The organism is Sphingomonas morindae, assembly GCF_023822065.1.
In the GTDB taxonomy this organism is placed as follows: domain Bacteria; phylum Pseudomonadota; class Alphaproteobacteria; order Sphingomonadales; family Sphingomonadaceae; genus Solisphingomonas; species Solisphingomonas morindae.
Window position 1 is genome coordinate 474,059 of sequence record NZ_CP084931.1, and the last position, 15,530, is coordinate 489,588.

The 15,530-nt window shown below is 68.8% G+C and carries 5 protein-coding genes; 3 read left to right on the plus strand and 2 right to left on the minus strand.

Features of this window, described 5'->3' with window-relative positions; translation table 11 throughout:
* Window positions 1-63: 63 nt before the first annotated feature.
* Window positions 64-657: a TetR/AcrR family transcriptional regulator gene (locus LHA26_RS18765; protein ID WP_252168612.1), complete on the plus strand. Its 594-nt coding sequence runs from the start codon at window positions 64-66 to the stop codon at window positions 655-657.
* A gap of 699 nt (window positions 658-1,356) precedes the next feature.
* Here the strand turns inward: LHA26_RS18765 and LHA26_RS18770 are convergent.
* Together LHA26_RS18770 and LHA26_RS18775 are read right to left on the minus strand one after the other, a co-directional pair.
* Window positions 1,357-9,462 (minus strand): autotransporter-associated beta strand repeat-containing protein, encoded by an 8,106-nt coding sequence (locus LHA26_RS18770; protein WP_252168613.1) that lies wholly within the window; start codon window positions 9,460-9,462, stop codon window positions 1,357-1,359.
* Between the two features lie 164 nt (window positions 9,463-9,626).
* On the minus strand, window positions 9,627-12,485 hold the full coding sequence (locus tag LHA26_RS18775) for a TonB-dependent receptor (RefSeq protein ID WP_252168614.1): 2,859 nt from the start codon (window positions 12,483-12,485) through the stop codon (window positions 9,627-9,629).
* A 324-nt stretch (window positions 12,486-12,809) separates the two neighbouring features.
* On the opposite strand from LHA26_RS18775, the gene LHA26_RS18780 reads away from it, so the two are divergent.
* Window positions 12,810-14,642 (plus strand): NPCBM/NEW2 domain-containing protein, encoded by a 1,833-nt coding sequence (locus LHA26_RS18780; protein ID WP_252168615.1) that lies wholly within the window; start codon window positions 12,810-12,812, stop codon window positions 14,640-14,642.
* 104 nt (window positions 14,643-14,746) lie between these two features.
* On the plus strand, window positions 14,747-15,520 hold the full coding sequence (agaR, locus tag LHA26_RS18785) for a transcriptional repressor AgaR (protein WP_252168616.1): 774 nt from the start codon (window positions 14,747-14,749) through the stop codon (window positions 15,518-15,520).
* The last annotated feature ends 10 nt before the right edge of the window (window positions 15,521-15,530 follow it).

Here is a 15,530-nt window from a genome sequence, read left to right on the forward strand (position 1 = left end):
TCGCTAGATGGAGGGGGCCTCCGGTTCATTTACGGAGGTTGCCTCCGGATATCAAGGTGTGATGTGACAGAAGACCGCGCCACTGCTCAGAAACGCCGGCCTCGGGCCGATGGCGAGAGAAACAGGGAGCGGCTCCTTGCGGTCGCCAAGCAGGTTTTTACCGAGGCTGGCGCCTCCGCAAGCCTTGAACACATCGCCCGCCAAGCGGGCGTCGGAATAGGGACGCTATACCGTCACTATCCCACGCGTGACGCCCTGATCGAAGCCGTTTATAGGCAAGAAATTGACGCCTTGGCTCAGGCCGGAACGAGGTTCGCTGAAACTATGGAGCCGGTCCCCGCCTTGCGGGCTTGGCTTCACCTTTTTATCGATTTCGTCGAGACCAAGCACGACATCGGAGAAGCGCTGGGAACACTGATCGGAGGTCCGGAGCCGCTCTATAGCGGCACACCGGCCCTGCTCTCGCCGCCGATCACTAAGCTCGTCGAGGCGGTGAACCATGACGCCACGCTCCGCATCACGATCCCTCCACTCGACCTATTGCGCGCAATCGTCGGCGTCGGGACCATAAGGCCCGGACCAAATTGGAAAGAGCACGCAGTCGGCTTGGTCGCGTTGTTATTGAACGGCGCGAGCGACCATAGCTCACCATTGTGATGGCGTGGGATTTCGCCAAGCGGCTGCTTGAACGTCCGCTTACCGATCCCGAAAGCAGCCCGAGCGCTATCCACCAAGATACGCGCTTCCGCCGCTTCGCGAAGAGCGGCCGTTTATGAGTTCACGACCTAACACACGCGGATAGTGGCTTTGCTCGAGCAGCGGAGTGACACGCGCCGCGCTTGCACCACCGGCCCAGCCGATCCGGACGCCCCGGATCGCGGGACGCGCGGACAGGAGAAAGCGCCGCACAGCGCAGGGACGAAGGCCGCACCAGACCCAGGCTTGCGCGGTCACCGCGTCCCATCCGGCGGCGCATGGCACGGTTCGCGCTTGGGGAATGACCGAGGCCGCCGCCACCACCGCCATTCCGGCGCAAGAAAATCACCGGCGGCGCGGGAGCTTTTCACCCGTCACGCCGTTATGCCCTTCGAGACCCGGCACCAATGCCCCCCCGCTCGCCGGATCTCGCAAAGCTACGGCCCCGCCGGTCCTCCCCCCCGGCCGGCGGGGCCAATTGCAGAGCGCGTGGCATGGCCGCGAACCGCCAGCCTCCCAAGACGCGACACAATCGCAACGCGCCTCGGCGCGGCCCGCCGCCCGTCTCCGTTCGCCCCTCTCCGCCATAATCATCCGCCGCGGGGCGCGCCCGAGCCGCCGCGCGCGCCCACTCGCCGACGCCCCGGTCGCGCCCGCCGATCAGAAGCGGAAGGCGAGCCGGGCGGTGGCATTATGGTCGGTCGCGCCGGCGCGGAGCGTCGCGGCGTGGCGCAGCGTCAGGCTGGCGCCGCGCGCCACCGCGACATCCACCGTGACATTGGTGCTGGCACCGTCGCGCGGCAGCGCGGCGCTGCGGATGGTGAAGGGCGCGCCATCCGCGAAGGCGACGCGGCTGCGCCCCGCGAGCGGGCCGAAGCCATGCTGCCACCCCAGTCCGCCGCCGATCCGCACGGGCAGGCCCAAGGCCGCCAGGTCCGCGGTCGCGCGCGCGCCGAGCGTGACACTGGTCTGAAGCCGGGTGTCGCCGGGCGAGACCAGCGCGCCGGGGCCGCCCTGCTCGGTGAAGCGGCGGCGCCACGCCTGGCCGAGCGCGAGCTGGCCATAGGGCTCGATCCGGATCGGGCCTGAGGCCAGCCGCCACCCGGCTTCGACAAAGCCCTGGCTCGTCATCGCGCCCGCACTGGTCGAGGGCTGGCCCTGCAGCGTCGAGACGGCGAGCACGCGATCGGTGTCGATCGATTGCAGCGCCGTCATCGCGCCGCCGCGCAGCACCAGCGCGCCCAGCCGCGCGGTGCCATAGGCGCCGAGGTGGACGCTCTCGATCCGCGCGCTGGCGGCGAGCGCGCGATCCTCCACGCGGTCGCGGCCATAGCCCCCCACCAGGCCCAGGCTCGCCGTGCCGGACAGCGGCACGTCCCAGCCGACGAGCAGACCGCCGCCCGAGACGCGCGCGCCATAGGCGGTGGCGTCGCCGCGATAGCGGCTCCACCCGCCAAAGCCCGTCATCCACACGCGCGGGCCACCCTGCCCGGCGTCCGCCAGCCGGTCGGACAGATCGCGCGCATGATCGGCCACCGTGTCGCGCACCATGCGCCCGCGCTCGATCAGCGCGGCATTGGCCTGGGCGTGGATCTCGCCCGAAAGTTGCGAGAAAGCGCGCTCGGGCTCGGCGTCGCGCAGGAAGAGCGCGGCGTCGGCGATCGGGTGTGTCTGCGGCAGCCGGTCCACGGCGCGCGCCGCCGCGCGGGCATTGCCGGAGCGGACCCCCTCGGCGAAGCTGCCCCCCGCCCGATCGTTTCGGACCAGGAGCAGCGTCAGATCCTTGAAGTCGGCGCTGGGCGTGACCTTGGCGGTGAGATAGGCATAATCCTGCTTCACCCCGGCATAGGTGCCGTAAATGCCGCCATCGGCATGGACGAAATTATAGGGCACCGCTTTCTTATACCCGGTCCGCGCCCCCTGGATGTCGGTGATCTCGAGCATGACATTGCCCTCGATCACCATCCGGCCCTTGGTGGTCAGCCTGTCGCTTTCGCCCGCCTCGTTCACCCGGATGAGGTGCCGCGACCCTGCGCCGAGCAGGATATCGGTTTTCGCGGTGATCGTGCCGAACCCGCCGGGTCCGCCGGGCGCCACCACGCCGCCCGCGCCCATCCTCAGCCTGCCGACCGTGCCGCTCCCCTCGAGCCGACCCAGCGCGCCGACCTTCGCCACCATCGAGCCGAGCTGCGCATCGCCGAGCGCGGCCGTGCCCTTGGCGATATCCAGCGTGCCGGCGAAGTCGCCGCTGCCCGCGAGCATAAGCCGGCCGCCGCCCGTCATCGCGACGGTGCCGCCGAAACCGGTCCAGCTGCCGCCCAACCGGTAGCTCTCCGCGCCCGCCAGCTCGAGCGTGGCGCCGTAGCCGAACTGCGTCAGCCCGGCATAATCAGCCCGGCCGGTGATGCGCAGCGTGCCGGAGCCACTTAGGTTGAGACCACCTTCGCCGGACAGGCTGTTGGTCACTTCCAGTGTCTTGTCCGACTCCACCAACAGGGTGCTGTCGCTCTCCAGCGTGATGGCGCGTGCCGTGACCATATCTTCGGTGACGTCTAGCGTGCCGCCCGCCAGGGTGATGCCGCCCTCGGGCGCACCCAGCGCCGTATCCGCGCCCACTTCGAGCGTGCCGGTGGCGATCCGCGTTCCGCCCGCATAGCTGTTGACGCCATCCAGCCGGACCACGCCATCCCCGCCGACGGTCAGCCCGCCCGCGCCGGACAGGCTGTTGGTGAGTTGCAGCCTTTTGCCCGCGTCCACCGAAATGCCGCTGTTGCTCTCGATCGCTATGGGGCGCGCCAAGACTATGTCCTCGGTGACGCTCAGCGTGCCCCCCGCTAGGGTGATGCCGCCCTCGGGCGCGCCTAACGCCGTGTCCGCGCCGACTTCGAGCGTGCCCGCGCTGATCCGCGTGCCGCCCGCATGACTGTTGATACCATCGAGCCGGAGCACGCCGTCCCCGCTAACGGTCAGCCCGCCCGCGCCGGACAGGGTGTTGGTCAACTGGAGCCTTTTGCCCGCCTCAACCGCGATACCACTATCGCTCTCGATCGTTACGGGGCGTGCCGAGACGAAATCCTCAAGCGCGCGCAGCGTGCCACCTGCCAGGGTGATGCCAATATCCGGCGCGCCAAGCGCCGTATCCGCGCTCACTTCAAGCGTGCCCGCGCTGATCCGCGTGCCGCCTGCATGACTGTTGATACCGTCCAGCCGGAGCACGCCGTCCCCGCCGACGGTCAGCGCGCCCGCGCCGGACAGGCTGTTGGTCAATTGCAGCCTTTTGCCCGCCTCCACCGAAATTCCGCTGTCGCTCTCGATCACTATGGCCCGCGCCGAGACGAAATCCTCAAGCGCGCGCAGCGTACCGCCCGCCAGGGTGATGCCGCCCTCGGGCGCGCCGAGCGCCGTGTCCGCGCCCAGTTCGAGCGTACCCGCACTGATCTTGGTGCCGCCCGCATAGCTGTTGACGCCGTCCAGCCGGAGCACGCCGTCGCCGCCGACAGTCAGCCCGCCCGCGCCGGACAGGCTGTTGGTGAGTTGCAGCCGTTTGCCCGCATCGACCGAAATGCCGCTGGTGCTGTCGATCGTTACGGTCCGCGCCGAGATTATGTCGTCGGTGGCGCGCAGCGTACCGCCCGCCAGGGTGATGCCGCCCTCAGGCGCACCGAGCGCCGTGTCCGCACCCAGTTCGAGCGTGCCGGCGCTGATCTTGGTGCCGCCCGCATAGCTGTTGACGCCGTCGAGCCGGAGCACGCCGTCGCCGCCGACAGTCAGCCCGCCCGCGCCGGACAGGCTGTTGGTGAGTTGCAGCCTTTTGCCCGCATCGACCGAAATGCCGCTGGTGCTGTCGATCGTTACGGTCCGCGCCGAGACTATGTCGTCGGTGGCGCGCAGCGTACCGCCCGCCAGGGTGATGCCGCCCTCAGGCGCACCGAGCGCCGTATCCGCGCCCACTTCGAGCGTGCCGGCGCTGATCTTGGTGCCGCCCGCATAGCTGTTGAGGCCGTCCAGCCGGAGCACGCCGTCGCCGCCGACAGTCAGCCCGCCCGCGCCGGACAGGCTGTTGGTGAGTTGCAGTCGCTTGTCCGCGTCCACCGAAATGCCGCTGGTGCTGTCGATCGTTACGGTCCGCGCCGAGACTATGTCGTCGGTGGCGCGCAGCGTACCGCCCGCCAGGGTGACGCCGCCTTCGGGCGCACCCAGCGCCGTGTCCGCACCCACTTCGAGCGTGCCGGCGGCGACCCGCGTACCGCCCGCATAGCTGTTGACGCCATCCAGCCGGAGCACGCCGTCCCCGCTAACCGTCAGCCCGCCCGCGCCGGACAGATTGTTGGTCAATTGGAGCCTTTTGCCCGCCTCCACCGCGATGCCGCTATCGCTCTCGATCGATATGGGGCGCGCCGAGACGAAATCGTCAAGCGCGCGCAGCGTGCCACCCGCCAGGGTGACGCCGCCCTCGGGCGCACCCAACGCCGTATCCGCGCCCACTTCGAGCGTGCCGGCGGCGATCCGCGTTCCGCCGGCATAGTTGTTGACACCATCCAGCCGGAGCACGCCGTCCCCAAGAACGGTCAGCCCGCCCGCGCCGGACAATGTGTTGGTGAGTTGCAGCCGCTCGCCCGCCGCCACCGAAATGCCGCTGTTGCTATCGAGCGATTGGGCGCGTGCCGAAATGCCGCTTGCACCTCCGAGCGTCATGGCGCGCGCCGAAATGCCGCTTGCGCCCTCGAGCGTTATGGCGCGCGCCGAGACGAAACCTATTGTGGCGTGCAGGATGGCTTCATGCATGAGGATGACGCGGCTATACTGGTCGCCCAGCGCCGTATCCGCGCCCACTTCGAGCGTTCCCGACTCGATCCGCGTGCCGCCCGCATAGCTGTTGACAGCCTCCAGCCGGAGCGCGCCGGCCCCGCGAAGGACCAGCGCGCCGGCGCCGGACAGGCTGTTGATGAGTTGCAGCCGCTTGTCCGCGTCCACCGAAATGATGCTGTCGCTCTCGATCGTTACGGGGCGCGCCGAGACTATGTCGTCGGTGACGCGCAGCGTGCCGCCCGCCAGGGTGATGCCGCCCTCGGGCGCGCCGAGCGCCGTGTCCGCGCCCACTTCGAGCGTCCCCGCACTGATCTTGGTGCCGCCCGCATAGCTGTTGGTGCCGGTCAGGCGGATCGTGCCAGCGCCGATTTTCTCAAGCGCCCCGCTGCCGATGATCGGCACGTCGATCGTCGCCAATGTATCGGCGCCCTCCGCCCAGAGCCGGCCGCCCGCACCGAGATCCAGTGCATGCGGAGGCGTCGCGTTCTGCGGCTCCGCGGCGATGAGGCGATAGTCCGATGTGAGGAATTCCAGCGTTTTGAAGCTTTGCCGCCCTTTGACCGTGATCGTGCCCGGCGTGCCGTCGAACACCAGCGTGTCGCCCGCCCAAGGCGTGGCGGAGGAGGCGCCGTTGAGCACGGTCTTGGTGTCATCCCACACGCCGTCGCCACCCCGGTTGACGCCGTCCCCGCTCCAATATTGCAGGCGCTCGTCGGCCACCGCGAGATCGAGGCCTTTCTCCAGCGGCTGGAGGCGCGCGCTATTGCCGTCGATCAGATAGTTGGTCAGCGTGATATCGCGGTTGACCAGCGATCCGTCGGTCTTGAACAGGTGGTAGACGCCGGCGCCATAGCCGGGCTGGTTCACGATGGTGAGGCGGCCGGCCAAAGTGAGGGCATTGCTGACGTCGAAGATGGCGTCCCCGCCCCCGCCGGGCTCGCCGAGCGTCACGCGCGTTTCGGCGCCCTCTCGCAGCGTCAGCGTACCGAGCTTCATCGTGCCGCCATTCTGCCCGCCGGACAAGATGCCGCCGCGATAGACGGTGACGATGCCGCCCGTGCCGCCGCCCCCCTGGATCGTGGCGTTCTCGCCCACATCGATGCCGGCGCTGGGGCCGAACACGCCCCCCTCGAGCAGGTCCAGCGTGGCGCCGCTGCCGAGTCTGATCGTGCCGAAGAATTGGCGGGCGTCACCCGCGATCCCCAGCCGACTGTTATTGAGCGCGATCAGCGAGAAAACCGAGCCGCTGAGTTTTCCGGCGAAAACCGTGTCCTGCGGCGCTTCGGCGGCGGCGAGCGTGATCGCGCTCCCTTGCGCCAGGGTGCGTTGGGCAGGATCGGCGCCGGTGATGATCAGGCTTTTCCCGCCGAGCGTGATGGTGCCGCCGCTGCCGGACAGGCCCTGGATGCGGGTGGCGCCCAGGGTCGCAGTCGAGAGATCGAGCGTCCCGTCGCTGATGGCGAACCGGCCCTTCCGCATATCGCTGGCGAGGTCGGTGATCTGCAGGCCGCCCTTCTCGACCGCGATCAGGCCGGACCAGTCCGAAAGATCGCCGCGCAGGGACAGGATCTGGTCGCCCGTCTTCCGGATTTCGCCGCTGCCCGTGATCTTGCCGCCGAAACGGTCGGAACTCGTCTGGTTGATCGCGATCGAGGCACCACCGACGCGCAGCTCGCTCTGGCCCAGCGAGCTTGTGATATTGGTGATGATCGCCCCGCTGGAGCCGGACATGTCCAGCACCCCGCCGGTCAGAACCGTCTTCTTGGCCGCCTCGAGCGAGGCACTGCCCTCAAGCGCCAGCGTGCCGTCCGCGATCGTCACCGCGCCCGCATAGTTGGACAGGTCGCCCGTCAAGGTGAGGCTGGCGTCGCCCAGCTTGGCCAGCGCGACATCGCTGCCGCCGACGATCGCCCCCTTGAAGATGCCGTCCGCATTCTGCTTGACCGTGAGCGGATCACCGGGTGTCGCGATGGTGAGGATGCCGGCCTCGCTCCCGCTCAGATTGGCAAGCTCGGGCAGCCGGCCCTTGAGTGTGAGCTTGGCGTTGACCGCCATGCTCGTGCCGGCGCGGTTCACGCCGTTCAACACCAACTCGCCCGCATCGACGACGATACCGCCGGCGAAATTGTCCAGCCCTTCGTCATTGTCCTGAACGAGCGACAGCGTGCCGTCGCCCGCCTTGCGCAGCGTGCCGCTGCCGCGGACCGTGCCTATGAGCTCATAGTCTTCCTTTTGGAGAATGGTGAGCGGCGCGGCGCCCATCTCGATCACGCCCACGCCGCTCAGCGTGGGGATGGTCGTGCCCGGCGTGGCGTTGCGCGCGGGATCCCCCGTCGCGCTGATGTCGAGCGTGACGTTGCCGGATTCCGCTTCACCGGCGAGGTACAGGGCATTAGCCGTTTCCAGCGATGCGCCGGCATCGAGCTTGAGCGTACCGGCCGTAATCCGCCAGCTTGCGGTGCTGTCGGTCCGGCCGAACAGCAGCAGGCTATCGTCGCCGGCTTTCTGGATCTCGCCGAAACCGCCATAATCCGGGACGAGCGTGTTGAGATCGAACTGGCTGCCAGTCCGCGTCGTGGTTTTGAGGACGAGCGTGTCTTCGGCACTGGCGCCGCGCACACCGCCGTCTAGCCGCGTGAAGGCGCCATCAGCGTCGGAATTGATCGTGAGCGTGTTCCGACCGCCGGTGAAGCGGATCGCCGGGGCGCGGCCATCACGGCCGACCCCGCCCGAAACATTGCCGAGATGTCCGATCTCGATCGAAAGATTCTTCCCCTCAACGCCCGCGCCGCCCTTGCCGCCCAGCGCGGTATCGGCATTGGCGCCGCCCACGCCGCCCGACACCTGACCTTCGATCCGCACCACTTCGCCATCGGCGGCGGCTATGCCCGCCCCGCCCATGCCGCTGGCTGCGTTGGCGCCGCCCACGCCGCCCCAGCCACCCAGGATCGCGCTACCCGCGCGGACCTCCAGCTGCGCCAGGCCAGCCCCGCGCAGGCCGGCGCCGCCATCGCCGCCCGCACCCTTGCGCGCTTCCTCGCCGACACCGTCACCACCGGTGCCGCCGGTGATCTGCGTCGCCTGCAATGTGACAAGCCCGGTGAAATCAGAACCGATTTCGACGCCGTCGCCCCCGGCGCCGCCGCGCCCGCCCCGCTCGGCGTCCGAGCGGCCGCCCGCCCCGCCGGCGCCCCCCGTCGCCACGAGATTCTGGATGACCGCCCCCGGACCAAAGCGGTATCGCTCGAATAAGGCCAGCCCGGCGCCGCCGCCGCCGCCATCGCCTCCCACAAACCCCGCATCGGTCCGCAAGGCCGCGCCGCCCGCGCCCCCTGCGCCGCCGGCTACCGTCACGCTCGCGAAGTTGAAGTCCGTGCTGCCCTGGTTCACGCCGAGCAGGACACCAAAGCCACCGCCGCCACCACCGCCACCGGTGCCGACCTCGCTATCCCCGCCGGCGCCGCCCATGCCGCCGATCGCGGTGGAGAAGGCCTGGGTGCCGTCCGAATAACCGTGCGCGCCGCCGCCGCCGCCGGCGCCGCCGGCTTGCAGGAAGACCGTGCCCGGGCGCCCGCGCCTGTCACTGGCGCTGCCGCCGGCGCCCCCCGAAATCGGTACATGGTCGGCTAGGACATTGCCGCCCGCGCCACCCGGCGCGCCGGCCGAACCGCCGCCCGCGCCGCGGAGCAGGCCATCGGCAACCGGCACATTCTCGCCAGCGGCGCCGGCGCCCCGTGTGGCGACGCCGCCCTTGGCCTGGTTGCCCCGATAGGCGCCGCCATCGCCGCCCCGGCCGCTCGTCCATTCCTGCGCCAGCACCGGCGCCGCCGTGCCGAGCAGGATCAGCGCGGCGGGCGCGCTCCACATGGGGGCCGCGCCCGCCAGCAGCATGGCCGCCCGCCGCCGCCCCTGCCGCGCGCGCGACAGGGTAAAGTTCTGCTTTCTTTGTTCTGTCACGAAACGACCCCCCGTCCCGGCGCCGTCGCGGCGCGCGCCGGGCGGCTTATAGGAGGGGGTGCCGACTCGTTCCTATTATGGACTTACCCTAGCAGGACACCTCGCGCAGGCCGCAGCCCGCCATGTGCCTAATGCGTACGGAAATAATTTCCGCCCTTTTTGGCTCAAATTCGCGCCCGGACGCCGAAGAAGAAGGCGCGGCCCGTATATTCGTAGAAAGCCGGCACATTCTTGTAGGTGGAATAGCGTCGAATCGCTTGGTCGAGAAGATTCGAGCCCTGCGCATAGATGGTGAGCTGCGGCAGGATGTCGTAGGAAATACTCGCGGCCAGCTCGTGATAGGGATCCTGCTTGATCGCCAGGGTATCGATATAGCTATATTGCGACGAGGTGAACTTGCCCTGATATTGGTAGGATACCGAGGCATTGATGCCGTGCTTCTCGTAGAAGATCTTGGCATTGGCCGAGAAGGGCACGGCATCCTGCAGCGCGGTGGTGGGCCGCCCCTCGCGCTTGGCGCGGCTGTGGTTGAAGGTGGCGTTGGCCTGGATGCCGAGGCCGTTATCCAGAAAATATTGGCCGCCCGCCTCGACACCATAGACCTTGGCGCTGTCGCCATTGACATAGGTGAGTTCGGTGAAGGGGAAGCTCGCCGGGGCGCCGGCCACCTGGTCGGTCGGCACCAGCGTGAAGGGCACCGCGCGCGTCGTGACGAAGTTGGTGAGATGCTTGTAGAAGCCCGCCAGGGTCAGGGCGAGGCGCGTAGTCGGGTAATATTCGAGCGAAATGTCCGCCTGGTCGGCCGAGACGGGCTTGAGATTGGGGTTGCCCGCATCGGTGACGACCGGCGTGTTGGACTGGGCGGCCGAATAATCCTTGGCCGAGGAGAGCTGGCCAAAGGTGGGACGGGACAGCGCCTTGGACGCCGCCAGCCGCACCCGCAGGCCATCCGCCAGATCATAGGAGAAATTGGCGGAGGGGAGGAAGCGCTTGTAGTCGCCGCCGCCGGTGATCGGCGCGATCGGGTTGAACACGACATTGGCGGTGCCGACGCCGATCACCTGATAGCTGCGCACCGTCGCGCCATAGCCGAGCGAGCCGACCGAGGTGTTGACGTAGCGCACGCCGATATCGCCCTTCCACCGGCTGCCGCCGAAATTGAACTGGGCATAGGCGTTCCAGGTCCGCTCGCGGATCGCGTAAGAGGCGAGCAGATCGGGCACCACCTGCTGCGCGGCATAGCCGGTGGGATAGGGCGCGCCAGTATTGGGGTTGAGCACGTTCGGATTATTCTCGGCCGCCGAGAGCGAGGCGAGATAGGTGTTGATATCGAAGGTGGGGATGGCGCGCGGGAAATTGCCCGAGAGGCGCGGCAGGATGTTGTCGTACACCGGCGACTGCACGACATTGGCGCCGATCTGCCCGAAGGAGAAGGGATAGCCGGCGAAATTCTCGGCCGTCGTATATTGGTTGTCGATCACGTCGACATCCTTGCGGCGGTGCGTGAAGGCGCCGCCGAAGCTGATCGAGCGCAGCGGCCCGAGATCGGCATCGTATTTCAGATCCAGCTTGGCGCCGCGCGTCTTGTCCGAGATGTTCTGGCCTTGGATGCCGATATAATGGGCGCGCAGATCATCATTGCCGGCCTGGTCGAGCCCGCGATCGGTGACGGTGCCATCGGCATTGGGGATGGTGATGGAGAGATCCGGCAGACCGCCGTCGCGCGTTGCCACCACCGCGCGCGAGCCCGGAATGCCCGCCACCACGAAGCGGTTCTGGCCGCCGGTATCGTTCACGGCGCGGCCGAAATAGGCATCGGCCGAGACTTTGAGCCGCGACGCGGGCGTCCAGTCGATATGGCCGCCCAGCTGATAGGTGATCGAGTTGCGCGGCTCGTCGGTAGCGAGAATGTCCACCGTGGCGGGCTGCACCGCGTAATTGGTGACGACCTTGTTCTGATCGACCTGGATATTGTTCAGATCCCAGCGCACACTGCCATCATCGGCCAGCGGCGTGAGCCCCACCGAGACGCGGTGGTTGTGCTCGGTGTCGGTATAGTTGCTGTAGATGCCGTCGAGCCGGAACTCGAAATTGCTGGACGGCTTCCACTGATAGGCGGCCGATCCGCCCCAGCGTGTGCGCTCGCCCACGACATAGCCGACGCTGTAGAAATAGGGCACGATCACGCCGCCGCTCGGCCTCGAGACGATCGACCGCGACCCATCGGCGGCGGTGGCGATGTCGAAAGTGTCGGTGCTCGAATATTCGCCGAGATTGTCGGTGCGGAACTTGTAGCGGTTATAGGTGCCCGACACGAGGAAACCCATCGTATCGTTGGCGAAGGTGGTGCTGACCACGCCCGAGACCTTGATCCCGCCCTTCTCCGCGAACTGGTTATACTGGCCCTCGACCGCGCCGGCGGCGTGGAAGCCCTTGTGATCGAAGGGCCGCGCCGTGCGCAGATCGATATTGCCGCCGATGCTGCCTTCCAGCTGCGAGGCCTGCGCCGCCTTCTGGATCTCGGCGCCCGAAATCACTTCGGAGGGCAGCACGTCGAAGGCGAAGGCGCGGTCCGGGCCGTCGGTGGGGAGGATGCGGCCGTTGAGCGTGGTGAGCGCGAAATCCTCGCCCAGGCCGCGCACGGTGACGCTGCGCCCCTCGCCGCGCCCGTCGCGGCCCACGGTCACGCCCGGGATGTTGGCGAGCGCCTCGGCGACGTTGCGATTGGGAAACTTGCCGAGTTCCTCGGCCGAGATGGCATCGACGATGGTGGTCGCATCGCGCTTGGTGTCGATCGAGCGCAGCAGGCTGCCGCGCACGCCGCGCACCACGATGGCGCCCTGATCGCCGCTGATCTCCGCCGGATCGCCGCTCTGGCCCGGACCGGACTGGACCGGCGTGCCGGGATTGGGCTGGTCGGTGGGCGATACGGCGGTCTGCGCCCCCGCGGCGCCGCCGGCCGCAAGCGCCGCGAGGCTGATCCCCGCCCAAGCCGCCTGCCGAAACCGATTCAATCCGAGCATCGCCCGCCTCCCTTGTTGCCGAATCTTAGGTCGTGACGCGATCTGCGCGCGCTTTATTGCGCTTTGCTAACTTTAGCGTCACGCCATTGTCAAACGTTTAGAAACGAAAGTTTCGCGGACGCTGCAAAATCTTGTCACACGGGCCGCACCGTGGCCTTTGCGCCACGCAGAAGCCTCGGCGCGCGTCGAAAAAACAGAGCGTCGCGGCACGCCGCTGGGGCAGGACGGAGACAGCCGGCAAGTTTCGTTTTCCTTCTACCTCGGTTGACGCGCCCGCCGGGATGCGCGACGCTGCCGCCCTTTCCGCCGGTGCAGGAGCCCGTCATGCCGATCCGATCCGCCCTCCTCGCCGGCCTTGCCCTCGCGGCGGCGCTCGCCGCGCCCGCGCGCGCCGCACCGGATCCGCTCGCGCCGACCGGCCGGATCGACGCGCCGCCCGCCGCGGCCTCCCCCACGCCGCCCATGGGCTGGAACCCGTGGAACGCCTTCCGCACCGATGTCGACGAGGCGAAGATCCGCAGCTCGGCCGAGGCGCTGGTGCGCACCGGCCTTGCCGCCAAGGGCTATCGCTTCGTCAATATCGACGATGGCTGGGTGTTGCGGCGGCTGGCCGATGGCCGGCTGCAAATCCGCACCAGCATGTTCCCCTCCGCTGCCACCGCGCCCGCCGCCACCGGCAGCTTCCGCCCCTTTGTCGGCTATATTCACCGGCTCGGGCTCAAGGCCGGCCTCTATACCGATATCGGGCGCAACACCTGCGCGCAGCGCTGGGACAATAACAAGAGCCCCAATCATCCGATCGGCAGCGTCGCCGAGCGCGAGGTCGGCAGCTATGGCCATGCCGCGGCGGACATGCGCACCATCTTCGCCGATTGGGGCTTCGACTATATCAAGATCGATGCCTGCGGCGTCGCCGATTACGGCGCCGATTCTCCCGTGGTGCGCGACGGCAGCTATCGCGCCTTTCCGCCGCTGATCCGGCGCGGCGACGTGCCCGGCTCCGATCCGGCCGAGGTGGAGCGCCTCTATGCCGATCTGGGCGCGGCGATCCGCCGCTGGGGCGGCCCGAACGCGGTCTATTCCATCTGCGACTGGGGCGAGGCGGATGCCGCCGCCTGGGCGCCCAGGCACGGCAATCTGTGGCGCACCAGCCCCGATATCGAGTTCAGCTGGGCCAGCATGCTCGCCAATATGGACAGCGCGCTGGATGGCGCGCTCTATGCCGGACCGGGCCATTGGAACGATCCCGACATGCTCGCGATCGGCCATGCGCCGTTCGATGCCGCGCATCTCACCGAGGCGCGCGCGCATTTCACCATGTGGGCGATCATGGCCGCGCCGCTGCTGCTGGGCTTCGATCTGCGCCATGCCCCGCCGGCGCTGCTCGATCTGGTGGGCAATGCCGAGGTGATCGCGGTGGATCAGGATGCCGCCGGCAACCAGGGCGTGCCCTATCGCAGCGGCGCCACGCTGGCGGTGGTGAAAAGGCTCGCCGCGCCGGGCGCGCGCGCGGTGGCGCTGCTCAACCGATCGGACCGGCCGGCGCTGGCGCGGGTCGATTGGCGCCAGCTCGGCCTCGCGCCCGGCAGCACGGCGCGGGTGCGCGATCTCTGGGCGCGGCGCGATCGGACGCCGGCGCGCGACGCCATCGCGCTCCGCCTGCCGCCGCACGGCGCGGCGCTACTGCGCGTAACCGGACGACCGGCGCCGGGATCGGACGCCTATCTCGATGCCATGCCCGCGCGCGTCACCGTGGCGGCGGACGGGCTGAGCCGGCAGACCGCGCTGCCGCTGGGCCGCTTCGCCGCGCGGATCGGGATGACGCCGGACGACGCGCCGCTTCCCCCCGGCCCCGACGGCGCCGCCCATGGCATCGGCCTGTTCGCCAATTCGCGGCTCGCGCTCCGCGCCGAGGGCGGGTTCGGGCGCTTCGTCGCCACGCCGCTGGTGCGACCGGGCGGTGGTGCCGTTACCTTTCGCATCTATGCCGATCGCCGGCTGGTGGCCGAGCGCCGCATCGCTCCCGGTGCGCCCGCGCCCGCGCTTGAGGCGGCGATCGGCGGCGCCAAGGTGGTCGAGCTGGTCGCGGCGGCGGATGCGCCGGGCGATGGCCGGCCGCCGATGGTCGGCTGGGTCGGCGCGCGGCTGCTGCGCTGATCCGGCGCGCGCGACGAGGGAAAGATATCGAAATATCGGCGCGATTGAAGCGCCGACGGCGGGCTGATATCAGCCCGCCGGTTGATCCGGGGAAAGATGGCCGCATGGCGCGCGATACCAGTGAGAGGCGGCAGCAGATCAGTTCGCTGGTGCGCGAGCGCGGGAGCGTGCAGGTCGCGCCGCTCGCCCAGCGCTTCGGCGTCTCGATGCAGACCATCCGAAAGGATCTGCGCTTCCTCGCGCTGCGCGGCGTGATGGAGCGCTCCTATGGCGGGGCGATCAGCGCGGACGCGGTGAATGTCACCACCGAGCTTGCGGTCGAAACCAAACGCTCCAGCCATGCCGACGAAAAGGCGCGCATCGGCCGGCGCGCCGCCGCCATGGTGCGGCCCGGCGAGTCGGTGGTGCTCGATTCCGGCACCACCACGCTGCAGATCGCGCGCTTCCTGCCCGATGACGAGGACATCACCGTCCTCACCAACGATATCGACATCCTCTCGGTGCTCGCCGCCAAGGAGCGGCTGACGATCGTGATGCTGGGCGGGATGCTGCGCCGGAAGAACCGCGCCTTCTACGGCGCCCAGACGGTGGCCGCGCTCGACGATCTGCGCGTCGACAAGCTGTTCCTGGGCGTCGACGGCTTCGATATCGAGCGGGGCATCACCACCCATTTCGAGCCCGAGGCGATGCTCAACCGGAAGATGGTGGAAGCCGCCAGCCAGGTGATCGCGGTGACCGACGGCTCCAAATTCGGCCGCGTCTGCCTGCACCGCATCATCGATATCGAGGATATCCACGATCTGGTGACGGACGGCACCGTGCCGGCGGATATCGGCGCGGCGGCGGGGCGGCTGGGCTTCCGCATCCACGCCGCCTAACCGCCGCCCG